A 19,172-nucleotide genomic window follows, 5' to 3' on the forward strand; every position below is an offset into this window, starting at 1 on the left:
CCCTGATTTGCTGTCCTTCTCGCTATAATTTCATTGTGACTGTCTTGACCTCGGAGTAGAATTCGAAGCTGTGACGCCCGCCTTCGCGGCCAATCCCGCTGTCCTTGGCACCGCCAAACGGAGTTCGCAAGTCACGCACATACCAGCAATTGATCCATAAAAGACCTGACTTCACTCGATCAGCTACGCGATGCGCGCGCCGCAGGTTGTTGGTCCAAACCACTCCTGCCAAGCCGTAAACCGAATCATTGGCGATTCGAATAGCGTCTTCTTCTGTACGAAATGGAATGATCACGACGACCGGACCGAAAATCTCTTCCTGCGCCACCGTCATTTTGTTGTCTACATCATAGAGAACGGTTGGCTCAAGGAAATTGCCGTCACCCAGTCCGCTGAATCGTTTTCCGCCGTAACCGAGCTTGGCTCCTTCTTCCAGTCCGATCTGGATGTAGTGCTCCACCGTCTCCAAGTGACTGCGAGACACCAACGCTCCCATATCCGTTTCTGGCTCCAGAGGATTTCCCACCTTGATCCTTTGAACAGCCGCCACAAATTTGTCCAGAAACTGATCATATACGCTTTCTTGCACCAACAAACGCGATCCTGCCAGACAAATTTCGCCCTGGTTGCGGAAAATCGCCTCGATCGACCCTTTTACCGCTTCATCAAGATCGGCATCTTCAAACACGATATTGGCTGATTTGCCTCCCAATTCAAGCGATACCGGAATCAGATGCGAAGCGGCATTCTGCATGACGGTCTTGCCGGTGTTAGATTCTCCCACAAAAGATATCCGACGCACATGGGGATGGGTTGTCAGCGCCGTCCCGACAGTCCCTCCCGGACCAGTGATGATGTTGAGCACGCCAGGAGGCAGACCTGCTTCATTGGCAATCTCTCCGAGCATCACCGCCGAGAGAGGCGTGTACGAGGCAGGCTTTACAACGACGGTATTTCCCGCTGCTAAAGCCGCCGATGCTTTCCAGGTCATCTGCATGAAGGGCAAATTCCATGGAATGATCAGACTTGTCACACCTGCCGGAGCATATTTGGCGTAGGACATAAAATGGCGCATTTCATAATGCTCATGGACCATGTATTTGGCCATTTCGGCAAAGAAGCGCAAATTGGCTGCCGCTCTCGGAATATCGAAGCCCCGGCTTTCTTTGATCGGTTTGCCGACATCGAGTGTTTCTACCAAAGCGAGTTCGTCCACACGCTCCATCACCAGGTCAGCCATTTTGCAGAGAATCTTGGCGCGCTCATCTACGGACATCTCGCTCCAAACACCTGACTCAAATGTACGCTGCGCCACGTCGATCGCCCTTTTTACATCCTGTTCACTTGCATTGGCCACAGAAGCCAGCTTAAGATTTGTCGCTGGGTTGATCGTATCGAAGGTTTCACCGGAAACAGCGTCCACGTAATCTCCGTCTATGAATAGCTTGGCGTCTTTTCGTACCTGGTTTTCCTTGGCAGTCTGATTCATGGGAATCCTCCTAATTCTCGATTTCCAAGATCATCTCTACTTCTACGGCGTTATTTAGCGGGAGCTGGGCCATTCCTACAGCGGACCGCCCATGCCTGCCTTTCTCGCCGAATAGCTCCACCAACAAATCGGATGCTCCATTCATGACTGTAGGCTGATCTATAAAAGCTGGATCGCTGTTAACGAATCCGAGTATTTTGACCACTCGTTTGACTCTCCCCAGTTCCCCTAGCTCATGCTTGGCGACAGCCAGCAGATTGAGCATGCATTGCCTGGCAGCCAGGTAGCCTTCCTCTATCGTGACATCCTGTCCCAGCTTCCCTCGATATTCGTTTGTCCCTTGGCCTGCCAGGAAGAGGAGATTGCCCGCTTGGACACAACCGACATAATTGCCGGCAGGCTGTCTCGGTTCTGGCAGGTCTAGGCCCATTGCCTGTAGACGTTGTTCCGGCGTTTCAGTCTGATGCTTCACAGTCCGTTCCTCTCCTTTATGTTCAGGAAGCGAAGCGCGTTTTCACCCAGCAACGCCCGCTTCTGTCCGTCAGTCAGCTCCAAAGTATGATCGATGACTTCCCCGGGAGGTGTTTCACGAAGCAGAAAGGGATAATCCGATCCCATCATGATTCTCTCTTCGCCAAAGCGCTTCATCATGTATTGGATGTTCAGTGGGTCGTACGTCAAGGAATCAAAGTAGAATTGTTTCGCGTACACACTAGGCGGTTGATCGGTCAGACGCAGATGCGGCCATACCTTCCAGCCTTGGTCCAGCCTGGGGAGAATATAAGGAAAAGAGCCGCCGCCGTGGGCAAAGCAGATTTTCAGGCGCGGAAACTTCTCGATCACGCCTCCCAAGATAAGACTTGCTGCGGCAAGCGCTGTCTCGCTTGGCATCCCGACGGTGTACATCAGGTTGTGCCGCGGCATCCGTTCTCTGCCCAGCGTCTCCCATGGATGTACGAAGAGTGGCACATCCCATGTCTGACACATTTCAAAAAAAGGAATCAGTCCCGGGTCGTCCAGATTGTTGCCATTTACGTTGGTACCGATTTCGATCCCTTTCAGGCCGAGCTCATGCATGCAGCGATCCATTTCCCGAATGGCTACCTCGGTGTCTTGCAATGGAACTGTACCCAATCCGATGAAATGATTGGGATGTTGGTTAACCGTCTCTGCGATAAAATCGTTTTGAATCCGCGCCATCACTTCTGCTTCGGCAGCCGGGGCCCAGTAGGAAAACGTGACCGGAATGGGTGACAACACCTGCATATCCACGCCTTCCCGTTGCATGTCATAAATCCGTTTTTGGGGATCCCACACCTGATCCGTCACTTCGCGAAATACCTTACCCCCGACCATGATAGTCGCCCCGCATGTGCAAGTGCGGTGCAGAACTGGCCAGCGCTCTCCATGAAACCGTTCAGCAAGGTTCGGAATATCCTCTGGAATCATGTGGGTATGGAAGTCTACTCGCATTTCCACTCACTCGCTTCCGGAGACATGACGTACCCGCATTTTTGGCATGTCCGCAGCTCCAGATTGCTGTTGAATCCTTCGATCGCGTCTTTTACCTGCACCTCTATGTTGGTCAGTTGAATCCGTACGCGATGCATTTCGTGGTCGCAGTTTTCGCAGAACCAAGCAAAGTCCTCCAGTTCTCCCTCATCTCTGTTGCGCTCAATCACGAGTCCGATCGTATCGGCGATCCGGTGTGGGGAATGCGGGACATTCGCAGGAAGAAGGAACATTTCGCCTTCTCTGACCGTAATGATTTCACGCTTCCCATCCTGATTCATGATCTCTACGAAGCAATCACCCTTGAGCTGGTAAAAGACTTCCTCGGATGGATCAATGTGAAAATCCCGCCGCTTATTCGGCCCTCCCACTACCATGACCATTAGTTCTGCATCTTTCCAAATCACCTTGTTATTCACCGGTGGCTTGAGCTGATCGATGTGATCCTCGATAAACTTCCACAAATGGATAGGTGCCAATGTACGCATGCTCGATTCCCTCCTTGTTTAAAGAACCTGCTCCGTCTGCGATGCCGATTTGGCAGCAAAAACGCTGAGCGCGTCATCCACCATCGTGCATGCATGAGACTTCTTGTAATTGTTGTAAAAAATCGCTAATTTTCGCACCGGATCACCGGTATAGTACCGCTCGTATTGCAGCAAACGCTGTCCGAAGGCTTCCCCGCACAGGTCCCAAGCGAGCTTAAACAGGCGAACCCGATCTGTACCGGAGATACCCTCCCGTCCGGCATAAAACTTTTCCATATCCTCCACCAACTCGGGATGCTCCATATCACTGTCAGTCGGGGACATGAGCAATCCGCCTGCTCCAATAATTTGGATGACTTCGATCGCCCGCGGGTACAGCTTCGGAAGCAGTCCTCGAATGGTTTCGAGCTGTACGTAACCCGGCATGAGCTCGCCCGACGGCAACGTCTCGTATTCCAGCTCAGCTGTCCTCAGGAGGGCTCTGACCGATTCCAGCGATTGCGCTAGCTCCCCGAGAATGTTTTGGACATTCGGATAGATGTCTACCCCGATGGAGTCTGCCAGCCGCATGGCAACCTCCGTGGCAAATTGGAGCTTCAACAGTCCTCTCACCCCTGTCTGGTGCGCCGGCTGCTGTCCGATGCCTGTCTTTGGATAAAGCAGGTTGGCCGCTTCTACATTGTTGTACAGGAATAAGCGCTCCCAAGGTACAAGCACGTCTTTAAAGACAAGAACCGCATCCATTTCTTCGAAGCGCGATGCTAAAGGATGGTCATAAACCGAACGAATTCCATCCTGCATGGGCTCTCTACAAATGATGCGCAAGCCCGGCGTGTTAATCGGAATGGCAAAAGCCAAGGCGTAACGCTCATCTCCTGGCTTGAACCCAGGGAACGAATAAATGAAGACTTCATCCGTGATTGGCGCCAGTGTTGCGAGCATTTTCGCTCCTTTGACAATCAGGCCTTCCGGTGTCTCCTCTACTGCCCCCAAATGGGTGTACACATCGTTTTGTTCGTGCGAGGACTTGCTTCGGTCATTTTGCGGATTGATAATCGCATGCGTCAAAAATAGGTCTTGGTCGCGAACATACTTGTAATAATTTTTCACGTTTTCCGCCCACTGCGGATTGTACCTTTCCAAGAAAGACGCATTGCTGTATAGCGACGTCAAGACGACATTGAGAAAATCCGGCGTTCTTCCCATCAAGCCAAAAGTGGCTTCCGCGTAAGCTTCGTACAAGGCTCGTTTCGCCCGCAATTCCTCAGGGGTTTTAGCAACGAGAAAGGCGTTGTTTACACGTTCGCCAGTCTCCTGACAAATATGGGTAATCTTTTCCTGGTACTTCTCGTCATGCTGCATGTCATACAGTTTGGCTATTTCATGAATCGGCTGTCGAAAAACAGATTCCTCACATACGTTTGTCACCTTTCTGCCTTGCAGCCAAATCTCCGGTTGCCGTGATATCAAGCCCCGAATGTATTGGTCACCTGTACGGATTCCCACCACAATACCTCCCTGCTGTTTTTTGTTGATTGCGCCGTTTTTGTTCTTAAACCGCATTATAGTGTCTGTCTTTTCTGAAAAATGTAACCCACTTAACATCACGGCTGAAAAATATAAAATGCCGCTCCCACCTTTCAGGGGAAACTGAGGATATGTAAACGAATTAACATTATTTCTGTTTATCTTTCGTATGCATGTCATTTTCACGTTGAAATATTGGTAAGGAGCTCTTTGTTTTCATATAATCAAAAGTAGTAAGTTCAGAAAATTAAGATTTAATCTAGAGTAGACGATTGGAAGAGGCCAGATCATTGATGAGGAAAGGAGCGGTGATGATGGTATCCCCTTTTGAAACGGATTTGAAATGGGAAACCCTTTTAGAATACGGCACCCGTCAATTTGTGAAAGGAAAAACAGCAATCTATAAGCAAGAGACGATGGGAGAAGGTTTTTATTACCTTCATAAGGGATTAGTCAAGATTGTGACCTCTACCTTCAAGGGGAAAGATCGCCTGGTGAACATCGTAGTCCCTGGTCAAATCATGGGACTTCAAACGATGGATCAACAACCTCATTTCACCACGGCTATTGCTGTAAAGAATGCAGTCGTCTACCATTTCTCCTGTTTGCAATTCCTCGAAATGCTGAAAGCACGCCCTGAACTCTTGTCTCTTTTCACCCAAACAATCAATCAAAAAATGCGGATTCTTCTAACCGCCATCAACATGAAGGCATTGACTTCAGAAGAGCAAATCGCTCGCCTCCTGCTCAACATTTGCGAAGACTTCAAAAACCACGAGGTTCCCCTCACGCAACAAGAGCTTGCGGAATGTGCTGGCCTCACCCGTATCACTGTCTACAAGATCCTGAAGGTATGGAAGGAACATGGCATCATTGAAATCAAAAACCGATCCTTTGTCGTCAAACGCCCAGATATGCTGAAGCCCCCACAACTCACGGCACACACTGCTCGCACAGTGTAAGTCTATCCATGTGAAAGGTGGTCAAAATGGCCTGTCTCCGCTATCAGTGGACCCCGTACCTGATGTATGGCAAGAAGATCGAAATGGGAAAACATACAACGATCTACCATCAAGGCGATGTGGGAACTGGATTTTATTATCTAGACAAAGGGAGCGTAAAGATCACTCTCTTATCTGAGAACGGGCATGAGCGGTCTATCGATTACATTCCCACAGGTGGGTTGTTCGGGGAGCACGGCGCCTATAACGGCACATACCTGACGTCAGCCATAACTACTGCTCCTTCTGTCATTTACTTTTTCTCCGACGAGGTCTTATCGCGCGTATGCCAAGACCACCCACAGTCGGCAGTGATCTTCACCAATTCACAAATCTATAAACTCCGTCTCCTGGCTGAAATCATCGCGTTTACTGATAGTCCAATTGAGCTTGCGATGGCTAATTATCTGCTTAAACTGATAGCTGTGTACGGAAATAATCATATCCCTATCGATCAGTTGTCTTTTGCCCGCTATATTGATACGTCTCGCATTACGGTGAACAAGACTTTGCAGAAATGGCGACAGCAAGGCTTGATAGAGCTATCTGAGCGTAGTGCCATTCGAGTTGTGGATGTAGAGGGATTGCGTGGGATTTATTCTCGCCTCCAATGTAAATAGGGCGAAGCCTAATCAGGCTCGCCCCTCTGCATTGAAAATAACCTTTGAAACTCTTGCTACAGCCCTGTTCGGTCCTGCTCAGAGCAGATGCATCTTGGCTTCTGCCTCGTCCCACGGCACCGAGTAGCCTGCCCCCTTGGCGCAAAAGATCGAGGAGGATGTATAAAGCGGATCTGCATCCTTTTCATAGCGTTTCCTTTCTATCACTTCCTCCGCGTTATGGCAGCGATCGTATCCGCCAAATACACAGCGGATGCTGCCTCGTCCATGCGTGAAGGAAGCGAATTCGGTGCTGTAATTCATGAATGTTGCCACGGGCACCCTTCCCGTAATGAACGCATGCGTATCCGACATCTGCGGTGGCTCGAACGAACCTGAGGCGCGCTGAATATCCGAAAGTACCCTCCCCATCTCGTTCATTCCCACCTTTATTTTGAAGTCATAGTATGGTTCTAACAGCATATTCTCCGCTTTCTCCAGTCCCTGCCGCAGCGCGCGGAAGGTGGCCTCACGAAAGTCGCCCCCAGCAGTATGTTCGTTATGCGCACGGCCTCTTAGGAGCGTAATTTTCATGTCGGTGACCGGCATGCCTGTCAATAGCCCATGATGCTCCCGTTCGTAGAGATGAGACCGAACCAGATTCTGGTAGTTAAAACTCAGTTCATCAGGATGACATACGCTAGTAAAGTGGATTCCGCTGCCTCGCTCTCCCGGTTCAAGCAGGAGGTGCACTTCCGCGTAATGCCTGAGCGGCTCGAAGTGCCCATACCCCGTCACAGCAAACTGTATCGTTTCTTTATACAAGATTTCCGGTTGGCCGAAAGAGACAACGAAACCGAAGCGTTCCTTCACAACCTGCTCCAGCACTTCTAATTGGATCAGACCCATGACGCGAATGTGAATCTCTTGCAAACTCTCTTCCCAAACCACATTCAGAGACGGGTCCTCCGCATTCAGAATGCGAAACGCAGCGAGCACTTGCTGCACGTGAAGCGAACCGTCAAACTGTACTTTGGACTGTAGTGTCGGCTCAGTCTCATAAGCAAACTTGTCTGAGTAGAGCCCCACCCCTTGTCCAGCTTCGGCTTCGGACAAGCCGACGACCGCGAACAAATCGCCGGCAGCTACTTGTTCAACCGCGTGTGATTTTCTACCATTAAACAGTAAGATTTGTGTAATCTTCTCTTCGTATCGAAGTCCGCCGCTCTCATAGCTAAGCAGCTCCCGTACCTTCAGCTTGCCGCTTAGCGCTTTGACGAACGTAAGCCTCAACCCGTTTGCTGCGTGTCGAATTTTATAAATGCGCCCCCCGAACGGAGCCGTCTCGTCATAAGACGCAGTCGTCAACAAAGATAGTTGATTCAGGAATTCTGCCACGCCATCATCCTGTAGTGCCGAGCCGCAGGCGCAGGGGAAAAGACGCCCATCTCGTATCATCTCCTGCAAGGCACCCAGCCAGAATTCTTGATCGTCCCTTTCCTCTAAAAATGCTTCCAGCAGTGAGTCGTTCCGCTCTGTCATCATTTCCCGTAGTCCTTCGCTGACAATACCGTTAGCGAAATTGTCCCTGATGCAACAGACATCCCCAGTCAACTGACTGCGTATCTCCTCTTCCGTCCTGCTAGCATCCGCGCCGATCCGATCTGTTTTATTGATGAAGAAAAATGTCGGTATCCGATGTTTGCGCAACAACTGCCAGACTGTTTCGGTATGACCCTGAACACCTTCTACCGCACTGACAATCACGATAGCGTAATCCATTACTCCGAGCGCCCGCTCCATCTCGGAAGAAAAATCGACGTGTCCAGGGGTGTCGATCAAATAATAAACATCGCCCTTATGGTGCATAACCGCCTGATCGGCGAATACGGTAATGCCTCTTTTCCTCTCGATATCGTGGCTGTCCAAAAAGGCATCTTGATGATCCACCCGGCCCCGCGACCGGATGCTGTTCGTATGGTATAGCAACTGTTCGGCGAAAGTAGTCTTGCCCGCATCCACATGGGCAAACAAGCCGATCGTAAGACGCTTCATGTTATCCCTCTTCCATAGCTACTCGACTGCCATTTCTTTTTTCATTAAAACATAAGAATGGAGAAGAAGAATAGTTGTCTAACGCTTTCTTGTAAATTGCCGTATCCATTCGCACATTTTCATTTACTACAGGCTCGTATCAGTTGCCAAGCTTCCCCCATTTGCATGCTCTATACCATGCAGAGAGAAGCGAGGTGATCACTATGACTGACGTAGTAGTAATCCTATTCAGACGTATCAGAGTGAATGGCGTACGGAGGCGAATTATTCGCGACGTTAGCATCATTGGAAGTGCCGCACCATGCAGCCAATTATTAATGATTGGTAGACGTGTGGGTCCTGCTGCACGTTGTCTTTTGAATAACGGGTTCCAACGTGTGTTATCAAGAGATAATGTTTTGGTGTTTATCCGAGTAAGGTAAATGAGTTCGTATGAAAACGGTAGCGAATAGGGTTACCGTTTTCTTTTTGTTTGTACGCTGGATTATCAAGGGCTTCCATTCGTGTTTTACTTCATAGCTTCGTCAAACACAGATTCTATTTGATCAACCTCTTTCGACACCGCGAATAAAACAAACTGCCCTTTCGTCTTCAAAACATGCTTTTCGATGAGAAAATACTCCTCTGGGCGATAGTCTTTCAATTTGATTGTTTGTGCCTCGATTCGTTGTTGTATGTTCTGTATTACATTTTCGGTGTCGCTCGCATCTTTGACTTTGATAACAGCCAGTTCTTCCGCTTTCACATTGGATGAAGCCGTGTACAGGATGAAATCCTCCACTTTTCCTGCCTCGATCTGATACAACTTTTGCAGCTTCTCCAGATCCCCTTGCTTCATATTCTGAAAACTTACCGTTTGTTGAATTTTTTCTCCTACTTCTGCGGCCGAAAGTTCTTCGGAAGTTCCGACGTCACTGGAGCATCCGGCCAACATTCCCATTCCGATAGCAACCATAAGCAGTACAGACAAAAATCGCTTCATTCCAATCACTCCATGATGTTCAGAATAGAGGTGTCTTCAAAAAACGTTTTGACGTTGTAAAGGAATAGCATCTCATGAAACTGCCGATCTTGTATGAGTTTTGTTACGGATTCCTCATAATAGCGAAGGTCAACGACATCAATCTCAGCGAAGTGTTCGGACAAAAAGGGAATCAGGCTATTGGCGTACGAATCTTTCACTACCAGCAGCTTCTTCCCGTCCGGATGGTCCGTTGTGATTCGGACCAGTGCATGGTTGCCGTTCAGGAATACCGCATACTTATCCTTTTTGGCCAAATTGTCCATCTGGTACAAGGAATCCGCGGTACGGCCTTCGTCCACGTACTCCAGCTTCTTTTTGCTTTCCTCTTTCGGCAGATAAAGATCGATACGATCAGGCTGCAGATGACGGAAGCCGCTTTTCGAATAGAGCGATCCGTAGAAGGCGTCCGTCACCTGCCGGATGTTGAACGCAGCTTCGTCTTTTGGAACAATCCCCATCTGCTTGCACAACACCCGATAAGCATAATAAGCGCCTTTGCTCGTCCAATGATGATCCGTTTTATAAAAAATGGCTTCTTCGCGTCCGGCATACAGCGCGGGATAGACATCAACGAAGCGAATACCAGACGGGAGCGATTGCCGAACTAGATTCAGCGCTGCATGTTCGTCGCCCATTGGTGCGTAGGCTGGCAGTTTATCCCGAAGCAACGCGGCGGCGGTCGGTACCAGCATGATGTACTTGCGAAGGTCGGGCGTTGTCTGGTGAATCGACTGGATGGCCTGAACTCTGTCATTCACCTCTGTTTCCAGCGGCGATGAGAAATGTTGAATCAGGTACCCATCTTTGCCCAGATAAACACCGTTGCTGTCCTTTTTACCCATAACACGATCCGCATCCGTTTTTAGCCCGATCCAAACGTCCCGGAAAGCAAATTGATCGGTGATATAGGTCTCGTAATCAGAAGTGAACTTCCCCGCCAGCAGTGATCGCAGTGAAAAAGGCGGTCTCCTCTCGAGCACCCTGTTTTCCGATTCCGAGAATGTCTGATCAGGGGTCAGTATGTTCAAAACGGCCACCATGACGATAAATAGCAAGAACAACAAGCCCGTCACGGCTCGTGTCCGTTTGTCATATCTGGTCAAGTCCGCTCCCTCCCCTCAAAACCGAAAATATAAGAATGGATTGTAATCCTCAAAGACCAAATAAGCTGACGACAAAACTAAACTGATGATAAAAAGTGCCAATACAGCGATCATGCCTACCGAATTCCATCGCGCTTTCATCTGCTCCCATCCTTTCCGGGGCAGCGGTGTCGCGCACAAGGCCAACAGAACGAGCAATCCCCCATACGTCGTCAGTTCGTAGAGCGCCTGGCGATCCACCCATTCGTGCGTCCCGAAACCAAACATCGTACTGACGAACATCCACGCGGAAGGCAAATGTTCGAATTCAAAAAGAACCCACCCGACAACGACAATCAGCAGCGTGTAGAGATGTCCTGCCCAGTTCGGCCAACGCTTTAGCCAATTCAGCAAAAATAGCTTCTCAACTGCAACGAAACAGCCGAAATACAAGCCCCAGACGATAAAGTTCCAGCTCGCCCCATGCCACAGACCGGTTAAGAACCATACGATCAAGAGGTTACGGAACTGCTTGCCCAAGCCCATCCGGTTGCCGCCGAGCGGAATATAGACATACTCCCGGAACCAGGAACCGAGGGAAATATGCCATCTTCGCCAAAATTCTGTAACGCTTCGTGAAATATACGGATGCTTGAAGTTTTCCGGGAATTCGAAACCGAACATTTTGCCGAGCCCGCGTGCCATATCCGAATATCCGCTGAAATCGAAATAGATTTGTAACGTAAACGCCAGAATGCCGAGCCACGCGGAAAGGACAGTCAAGTCCTCTATCGGCGTCGACTTCACGTTGGTCCATAGCAGTCCGATATTGTTGGCTAGCAGCACTTTTTTGGCCAATCCCCGGATGAACCATTCCGCTCCTTCTCCGAACCGCTCCAGCGTCACTTTACGTAAGACCAGTTGCTCGGCGATATCTCCGTATTTGACGATCGGACCTGCGACCAGTTGAGGAAACATCGTGACGTAAGTGCCGAAAGCGACGAAATTTCGTTGTGCCGGCACTCTACCGAGGTATACATCCACTACATAGGACATCGTTTGGAACGTATAAAAGGAAATACCGACGGGTAGTGGCAAATCAGCCACCTGTATTTGCAAACCGAATAGATCATTCACATTCGAGACGACAAACCCCGCATATTTGAAGAAACAAAGAATCGCCAGACTGCCGCAGATGGAGCCGAACAGCACTGCTCTGGCGATCGGTTTGCGGTGACTGTACTTGTCGATCACGAGCCCGTTGATATAATCAAATACGGTTGTAAAAATCATGAGGATGATATATACCGGTTCGCCCCATGCATAAAAGATAAGGCTCGCTGCGAACAGAACAGCATTTCTCAGCTTCTTGGGCGACACATAATAAACGAGCAGCACGGCGGGCAAAAATTGAAACAGGAAAATCAGACTGCTGAATACCAACGTTCGTTTCCTCCCGCGCCGTTATTTTGCGCTCTTCTTACGATCCAGCTCATCTTTTATGTAATCGAGCAGGATTGGATAAAACTGGGCTTGGAAATGAATGCCGTCCGCATCGTACATGTCAGGATGATCGGCCACAGTTGACGACACATCGATGTATCCGACTTGTACCTTGCTTGCCAGCTCCTTCAGTCCCTTATTGTAGTCGCCGATATTTTGATAGCGGGGCTCCGCTTTTTCTGCCTTTGCCGTAACCGGGGTAACGGATAAGATCGTGATGTACGCCTTTGGAAGCCTTTCTTTGATGCGATCGATCAATTGGGCGTAGTACGACAACGAATATTCCTTGGGATGGTCGGTCGGCCATAAAATGTCGTCTGAACCCAGCTGGATAAAAATATGCTCAGGCTTTCGCTTGACTAATTCGTCCACATCTTCCAGCGCGAATTCGGCCGTTTTCCCTGCACCTGCCAGCACGTTCTCCTCTTTCAGCACATCATGGTAAGACAATCCCTCCGTAATCGAATCTCCGAGAAAAACACTTGTTTGGTACAGTGATGAATATGAGGTTTGCTGCGGAGTGGAGATGTCCCTGGCCTGCCTGGTAATATCGGAAGCAGTTGGTTGTCCAATGATGCCACATGCCGCAACCGATAAGGCGACCATGGCGAACAGTGTAATACCCATTATTTTCTTTTGCACTTTCATCTTTCCCCTTTCTTCTTGAACAAGATAAAGAGTAATCGTCGGAGATCAAGATTAGATGCAGATCAGTTGCAGATTGAGTAGAAATGCAATAAAAAAAGTGCAGAACCGAGGTTCTACACTTTCTTTTTCTTCAATTCAAAATAGAATAAGACGCCATCCTCCGTATTCATTGCTCCATAGAACGCCCCATGCAGTTCTAGTATCTGCTTGGAGATCGCAAGGCCCAATCCGGTTCCTCCGGTCGAACGGTTGCGGGAGTGCTCACCGCGGTAGAAACGATCCCATATCTTCTCCAACTGCTCGGCCGGAATCTGGACGCCTTTGTTTTCGATGCAAATCTTGACGGTATCCTCCCCTTCAACCGTCGAGATGACAATATCCTCTTGTTCCGGCGTGTAGCGTATGGCGTTTGTCAGGAAATTCACGATCACCTGCTCGATTCGATGCTGATTGGCGATGACTTCGACTGGGGCTAAACGGTAGTGCAACTGCAACTGCTTGCCGGCGAGGTCCGATGCCAACTTTACGCAGATTTGCTCCAGTAGCACATCAATCCGGAACGAATCCATCTGCATTCTATACGTACCGGATTCATATTTTGCCAATTCCAGCATATCCGTAACCAGCAGGTTCATCTTCTTCACTTCATCTTCCATCGCAGCAAAATAATAGTCCCGTTTCGGGCTGTCCGCCTTATCCTTCAGAATGTAAAGGCAGCTTTCCATGACGCTGAGCGGAGTTCTCAGCTCATGCGACACGCCAGCGATAAATTCTTTACGCGTTTGCTCCAGCCGCTTTTCTTTCTCAATATCCTGCTCCAGCTGGACAATATGGGCATGCAGCATATCCGAAAGCCGATTAATATTCCGTGACAGGCTGCCGATCTCATCCTCTGTCTTGATCGGAATTTTTTCAGAGAAGTCCAGCTTGGCCATTTTTTGTGTCATGTCGTCCATGCGGAGCAAAGGAGCTGCTATTCTGCGGGAATAATAGAAGGAGGCGAGCAGAACGAGCAGCAAGGTACCCGCAATGATGTAGCCGTAATAACTTTTCATGACCTCCGCCGCTTCGTTTACGGGCTGTAGGGATGTCATGGCGAACAGATAGGCGGGCTTCCCTGTTTGATCGGTCACGCGCTCTACGAATATTTTGTACTCCATATCGTTCTCTTTGTAGTCCGTTATGGTGCTTGTTTGCTCCACAACATCTCCGTATAGAAGATCCGCTTGAAAAGCTTTCACCCGTTCAAGAAATAAGCGGTTCGTATAGCGGGATACATCCGCGCCTTGCGGTGTTCGGACCTGTGTGATGGTTCCGCTCATCAAAACGCTGGGATAACGCTCATGGTATTCAGTGCCACTCTTGAATCTCGGGACGACCTCATACTCTTTTTTGACGAGTTGCTGATTCTCCAGCTGATCTTCCTCTCTGAGATTGGAGACACTCCTCCCGATCCGCTGCGCAAACCATTGATTATCGATCATGATCCCTTCCATGGCAATCTGTTGTCCCACTTTAACATAGGTATCGAGGAAGGGGTTATCAGCGGTTACATCCCCCACATCCATGACCGTGTACAGCGGAACGACAATCGATTTGCCAGAAAGAGCAGGGGTGTCTTCCGAGTACTCCAGACGGACCTCCATCTCGAAATCGTCCGAGTATTTCAAATGGCCTCTATCATCCAATCGAGCAAACCAGGCATTCGTCTTTTGATAAAACTCCTGTTCCTTCCTGACTTCATCCTGGGAAGCCCCGGCATGAGTCAACTCGTTTTGCCGATAGGATTGAAGGGCTTCCTTCACCTTTTCTACCTTTTGATGCACATAATACTGCTCGAAAAATACGGTTTGTCCGATAAAAATGCTTGCGATCACAAACAAGCATAATCCCGTCGTAAGTAAAAACAGCTTGAGTACAATGCTTGTTCTCATGGTCGGTCCTCGAATTTATAACCGGAACGAACAACTGTGACGATATGCTTCGCATGCTCTCCCAGCTTGGAACGCAAATTACGAATATGGCTGCTGAGCGTTCGATCCTCGCCGACAAAGTCGTATCCCCAGATTTTTGTAATGAGCTGTTCTCTGGTGAGGATGATGCCTTTGTTTTTCATCAAGTAAGCCAAAATTTCGAATTCCGTGTGCGTCAGGCTATAGTTGTTCCCCTCAATTGAAACGGTTCGGGACGGCAAGTGAATCGTAATCCCGCCGCCGGACAACATATCCCCCGGTTCGTGCATTTGCCGGTTTTCCAGCAACCGTTTGGCGCGTGCCAGCAGGATGGGAGGACTGCACGGTTTCACCACATAATCGTCCGCCCCGAGCTCGAATCCAAGCAACGTGTCATCCTCATCCGAACGAGCTGTTAACATCAGAATGGGGACGTTGGAAACTTTGCGAATGCGTCTGCATACTGACCACCCGTCCAATTCCGGAAGCATAATGTCCAGAATGATCAAATGCACTTCATGCTCTTGAAATAACGTCAGCGCTTGACTCCCGTCCCCCGCTTCCAGCACTTCGTATCCTTCGTCCATCAAGTATTCCTTCATAATCTCTCGCAAAACCTGCTGGTCTTCCACAATCAGTATCGTTTTCGCCATGCTAATGACCTCTCGTCCTCTATCTCTCCAAAAGATATTTTTTAGAATGTTATCATGACTTTGGGGTCATCACAATATGGGCAGCATAGCCAAAGGTCGTAGAGGACGCCATTTTCTAATCAGGCAACATGTCCGGATTATCCGTGATAAATGCAACTTCATGGCTGGGTGCACAACAAAAGCCAAATCTTGTCATCTAACAAGATTTGGCTCGTTTCTACTAGAAATCTACTAGTTACAAATTTTCTACCAAATGACAGTACCGGCATGCCCTACGAGTTGGACAGTCATCCTGATCGCTTATTTTTCAACTTTGTAATAGCGATCCCCGGTCTTCGGATTGAAGTATACACGACGCTTTTCCTGCGTTACCGGATCGATCGTCACTTCATTCGTCGCCTCAAATCCGGGCGGGACGATTTCTCCGTGGTCTGCGTGAAGCCGTTTGTCCTTGAATTTAGAAATGACTAGCAAGGTGATGAAAAGCAAGATCTGAAACACAATGTAATAAAGGACATAAATCATTCATTACACCTTTTCAACGACCACTGCTGTACCGTATGCGACAACTTCGCCCATATTTCCCATATTTCCCGAATCGTAACGACACATGACCACAGCGTTAGCTCCCATGGCCGTTGCGTTTTTAATCATGCGGTCAAGCGCCTGTTTCCGCGCGTCCTCCAGGAGCACCGTGTATTCCTTGATTTCTCCGCCAACTACTGAACGAAGACCTGCCATGATGTCTCCCCCAATTCCGCGTGCTCGAACGATTAAGCCGAATGTCGTTCCTTTCACTTCAACGACACGATATCCTGGAATGTTTTCTGTTGTTACGACGATCATTTGCTTCTCCTACTTTCTATCGTTTTATTTTTGAAGATCACATGTAGAACGATGTCAGCGCTAAAATGACTAATGATCGCGGCTTCTAAACCGTATCGCCAATATAGGAACCCAAACAAGATGCCCAAGATACCGTTTAGCAACAACGTCCATACAGTGACCACGTTGCTTTTTCCGTACGTCATGTAGTTGGTTGGGAGATGGGATACAGCGAAAACAATGGCGGCGACACAGATGCCCAGCCAGTAGGAAATTCCCATCCATCCAATCTTCTGTGCCAAAAATACGACAACAGTCATAACCCCTAGACGCATGAGCACTTCTTCGCAAACCCCTCCGTAAAAAGACGAGAGAAAGCCGAAGAACCGTGATGAAATCGGTTCTTTACCCATTATTGTGGTCATGTGTCGTTGAAAGAAAGAACGGTCCACCCATTTTACCAAGAGGCCTACCGCGATACCTGAACCAATAGATACGGCCCAAAACGACCAGATGGAAAAAGGCAGCTCCGCTCCGGACCCCCAGTGATCGAGAATCCAGAGTCGAAGTCCAGTGGAAGGCATGAGCCATAAGCCTATAGCGGTTGCCAGAGCCAGAAATACACAACTCTGAATGATCATAATCGCAACCATGACGGAAATTGGCGGGATTTTCTTATTAGGATAGAAGGCGGCTTGCAGCTGTACTTGTTGGCGAATCGTGTTGGATTGAATCGGTATAGCGCATAGAGCGCACAGTACACTAACCAACCAGATCAGCCAAAAATGTTCCATTTCTACGCCTCCATTTTAGATTTCTGATCGTTCTAAAAAGTACCAGCCCATAAAGAAAAACACGATGTTGAGTGTAAAGACACCTGCGAGGCCAGGTAAACCTGTGATGAAGGCTTGCGACAGAGTTGAGTTTTCTTGAATAATCATCATCGCCGCATTTGACAATCCACCAGGAGATACCATATCCAAAAATTTACCGAGAAATTGTGGAACCGTGAAGATCAGGATATTGAATACCAGTGAGGCTCCACCGGCTCCAACAGCATTGCTAAAAAAGCTGGAGGCGCACAGCGTTGTTGTGACGACAAGGAATAGATTCGGTATGTACATCAACGTACCTATCCATACATGGGTCCAATCTAGTTTTCCGAAAAGGATCTCTGTATAGTAGGCGGTTATCCCCATCCCGATCAGCATGCTTGCAATTGTCAAAGTGTAGTAGGTAATGGCTTTGGCGAGATAGTATTTGGCTCGACTGATGGGCTTGACGAATACCATGGATGCTACCCCAGAGGCTTTCTCTCCTGCAATGGATCCCATAACGATAAGGATTAGCACAAACGTGCCGAGTGAGCTAAATTTGCTAATCGCCGTCGAGAGTACTTCCGGAGCAGACGGGGTTGGAATTTTGATGACTGCCCCTTCCGGCAGTCCAGTGGAATTGGCCAAAATATCAGGGAGCATTTTCATCGTGATCGGCTGTGTAATCATTAAAGCAATAAACACAATCGGGACAATGAGAATCTTGTAGGTTCTGACCAATTCATTGAATTCTTTTCTGATCATCGGGTGGGAAGTCATCAGTTATTCACAACCTTTAAGAAAATATCTTCGAGGGTCGATGCGGACAAGCGATAATACGCCAGTGTCCCGCCAGATTCCAGAAGAACGTGAGGCAGGAGTGCCTTGGCTTTTTCCATGTCATTGGTAAGAATTTTGTAAACACCGCCGTCTAGGCTCCATTCCCTGATCCAGGTTAGCCCATTCAATACAACGGTTAAATCTATGTCCTGTTGATCAAGCTTGAACTCAATCATTGGCTCCACATGGTTTGCTCGCAGCTGATCCAAACTGGAAGACAGCACCACCGTACCGTCCTTGATGATGACGATATGGTCGGCGATTCTTTCGATGTCATCCAAAATGTGGGTCGACATGAAGACAGTCATATGTTGCTTCAGCTTTTCTATTAGCAATAAGACGTCATATCTGCCCATGGGGTCGAGCGCGGAAACTGGCTCGTCCAAGACGAGCAGCTTGGGGTTGTGGATGAGCGCCTGGGCAATCCCCAGACGCTGTTTCATCCCTCCGCTGTAACCGCTTATGGGGCGGTTCCTCGCCTCATTGATTCCGCATAACTCCAAGAGTTCATCTGTCCGCTGTGCGATTGTGTGCTTGTCCAATCCATAAAGTCTCCCCACCCAATGCATCCACTCTGTCGCTGTCATATAGTTGTAAAAGGCTGGGATTTGTGGGCAATACCCTACTTCACTTGTGACTTTATTGCGATCGGTCACGACGTCGTAGCCTACTACTCTCACTTTTCCTCCGGTCGGTGCAGCCAACCCGGTTAGGATGCGGATCGTCGTCGTTTTCCCGGCACCATTCCCCCCAAGAAAACCGACACAACCGATGCCGTCGACGGAAAAGGTTACGTTCTTTAACGCTTTATGGTCTTTATATTCCTTCGTGAGGCCTTCACATTCAATAACTCGCAAAGAATGTCAACCCTTTCCTCGGTTCTCTAGAGCTAGTCTTTTCTGCCTACAAAGAAATACACGATCGGACCCAAGGTGTTTATAAAGATAATGCCGAGAGCCCACGGCCATTTTTTTCCACCTGCAACTCGGTACGCTTCGCGTCTAGCCAAATCAATTAAAGCAATAACAGCTAGTATCAATTGAATAGCAATAATAGGTGCAAGAAGCTGAATATCGATTGGCATGGATAAAACCTCCAATTTTTATAGTTATTTTAAAGTTTATCATTATTTTGATAATTTTCCCACCCGCCGCCATGA

20 protein-coding genes are annotated in these 19,172 nt (G+C 48.6%); 2 read left to right on the forward strand and 18 right to left on the reverse strand.

Annotated elements, in window-relative coordinates; genetic code table 11:
- Positions 1-22: 22 nt before the first annotated feature.
- Genes EL268_RS14755 through EL268_RS14775 form a run of 5 tightly spaced genes read right to left on the reverse strand, consistent with a single transcriptional unit; the run spans position 23 to position 4,995 of the window.
- Positions 23-1,489 carry an aldehyde dehydrogenase gene (locus tag EL268_RS14755; RefSeq protein WP_106655336.1) on the reverse strand — a complete coding sequence of 489 codons (1,467 nt, stop codon included), beginning with the start codon at positions 1,487-1,489 and terminating at the stop codon, positions 23-25.
- 10 nt (positions 1,490-1,499) lie between these two features.
- Positions 1,500-1,961 (reverse strand): RidA family protein, encoded by a 462-nt coding sequence (locus EL268_RS14760; protein ID WP_106655335.1) that lies wholly within the window; start codon positions 1,959-1,961, stop codon positions 1,500-1,502.
- Entirely contained in the window at positions 1,958-2,962 is a 1,005-nt protein-coding gene (locus EL268_RS14765) for an amidohydrolase family protein (RefSeq protein WP_106655334.1), read from the reverse strand. Before EL268_RS14765 ends, EL268_RS14760 begins: the two co-directional genes overlap by 4 nt.
- Entirely contained in the window at positions 2,953-3,489 is a 537-nt protein-coding gene (locus tag EL268_RS14770) for a 3-hydroxyanthranilate 3,4-dioxygenase (protein ID WP_106655333.1), read from the reverse strand. Before EL268_RS14770 ends, EL268_RS14765 begins: the two co-directional genes overlap by 10 nt.
- An 18-nt stretch (positions 3,490-3,507) precedes the next feature.
- On the reverse strand, positions 3,508-4,995 hold the full coding sequence (locus tag EL268_RS14775; protein ID WP_106655332.1) for a 4-hydroxyphenylacetate 3-hydroxylase family protein: 1,488 nt from the start codon (positions 4,993-4,995) through the stop codon (positions 3,508-3,510).
- 335 nt (positions 4,996-5,330) lie between these two features.
- On the opposite strand from EL268_RS14775, the gene EL268_RS14780 reads away from it, so the two are divergent.
- The gene (locus EL268_RS14780; RefSeq protein ID WP_106655483.1) at positions 5,331-5,978 is read left to right on the forward strand and encodes a Crp/Fnr family transcriptional regulator; all 648 of its coding nucleotides are present in this window, start codon (positions 5,331-5,333) and stop codon (positions 5,976-5,978) included.
- Positions 5,979-6,004: 26 nt separating this feature from the next.
- Entirely contained in the window at positions 6,005-6,637 is a 633-nt protein-coding gene (locus tag EL268_RS14785; RefSeq protein WP_106655331.1) for a Crp/Fnr family transcriptional regulator, read from the forward strand.
- 78 nt (positions 6,638-6,715) lie between these two features.
- Here EL268_RS14785 and EL268_RS14790 read toward each other — a convergent pair whose 3' ends face one another.
- The 13 genes from EL268_RS14790 to EL268_RS14850 all read right to left on the reverse strand — a co-directional run bounded on the left by EL268_RS14790 (position 6,716) and on the right by EL268_RS14850 (position 19,097).
- A complete protein-coding gene (locus EL268_RS14790; protein ID WP_106655330.1) occupies positions 6,716-8,671 on the reverse strand; it encodes a GTP-binding protein in 1,956 nt (651 codons plus the stop codon).
- Positions 8,672-9,179: 508 nt separating this feature from the next.
- On the reverse strand, positions 9,180-9,653 hold the full coding sequence (locus EL268_RS14795) for a DUF4358 domain-containing protein (RefSeq protein WP_106655329.1): 474 nt from the start codon (positions 9,651-9,653) through the stop codon (positions 9,180-9,182).
- 5 nt (positions 9,654-9,658) lie between these two features.
- Complete coding sequence (locus EL268_RS14800; protein WP_106655328.1) at positions 9,659-10,798, reverse strand: DHHW family protein; 1,140 nt, start codon at positions 10,796-10,798, stop codon at positions 9,659-9,661.
- A 15-nt stretch (positions 10,799-10,813) separates the two neighbouring features.
- Entirely contained in the window at positions 10,814-12,220 is a 1,407-nt protein-coding gene (locus EL268_RS14805; protein WP_106655327.1) for an MBOAT family O-acyltransferase, read from the reverse strand.
- 21 nt (positions 12,221-12,241) lie between these two features.
- Positions 12,242-12,928, reverse strand: a complete 687-nt coding sequence (locus tag EL268_RS14810) for a GDSL-type esterase/lipase family protein (protein ID WP_106655326.1) — start codon at positions 12,926-12,928, stop codon at positions 12,242-12,244.
- Positions 12,929-13,041: 113 nt separating this feature from the next.
- Positions 13,042-14,862, reverse strand: coding sequence for a sensor histidine kinase (locus EL268_RS14815; protein WP_106655325.1), 1,821 nt, complete (start codon positions 14,860-14,862; stop codon positions 13,042-13,044).
- Positions 14,859-15,533: a response regulator transcription factor gene (locus tag EL268_RS14820; RefSeq protein WP_106655324.1), complete on the reverse strand. Its 675-nt coding sequence runs from the start codon at positions 15,531-15,533 to the stop codon at positions 14,859-14,861. Before EL268_RS14820 ends, EL268_RS14815 begins: the two co-directional genes overlap by 4 nt.
- Before the next feature lie 300 nt (positions 15,534-15,833).
- Positions 15,834-16,058, reverse strand: a complete 225-nt coding sequence (locus tag EL268_RS14825) for a hypothetical protein (protein WP_106655323.1) — start codon at positions 16,056-16,058, stop codon at positions 15,834-15,836.
- Between the two features lie 3 nt (positions 16,059-16,061).
- On the reverse strand, positions 16,062-16,379 hold the full coding sequence (locus tag EL268_RS14830) for a heavy metal-binding domain-containing protein (protein WP_007729137.1): 318 nt from the start codon (positions 16,377-16,379) through the stop codon (positions 16,062-16,064).
- The gene (locus tag EL268_RS14835; RefSeq protein WP_106655322.1) at positions 16,376-17,152 is read right to left on the reverse strand and encodes a CPBP family glutamic-type intramembrane protease; all 777 of its coding nucleotides are present in this window, start codon (positions 17,150-17,152) and stop codon (positions 16,376-16,378) included. The genes EL268_RS14830 and EL268_RS14835 overlap by 4 nt, the downstream gene beginning before the upstream one ends.
- A gap of 15 nt (positions 17,153-17,167) precedes the next feature.
- A complete protein-coding gene (locus EL268_RS14840) occupies positions 17,168-17,953 on the reverse strand; it encodes an ABC transporter permease (protein WP_106655321.1) in 786 nt (261 codons plus the stop codon).
- Complete coding sequence (locus tag EL268_RS14845) at positions 17,953-18,870, reverse strand: ABC transporter ATP-binding protein (RefSeq protein WP_106655320.1); 918 nt, start codon at positions 18,868-18,870, stop codon at positions 17,953-17,955. The genes EL268_RS14840 and EL268_RS14845 overlap by 1 nt, the downstream gene beginning before the upstream one ends.
- Positions 18,871-18,902: 32 nt before the next feature.
- On the reverse strand, positions 18,903-19,097 hold the full coding sequence (locus EL268_RS14850) for a PLD nuclease N-terminal domain-containing protein (RefSeq protein WP_106655319.1): 195 nt from the start codon (positions 19,095-19,097) through the stop codon (positions 18,903-18,905).
- Positions 19,098-19,172 lie beyond the last annotated feature (75 nt).

The organism is Brevibacillus brevis (assembly GCF_900637055.1).
In the GTDB taxonomy this organism is placed as follows: domain Bacteria; phylum Bacillota; class Bacilli; order Brevibacillales; family Brevibacillaceae; genus Brevibacillus; species Brevibacillus brevis.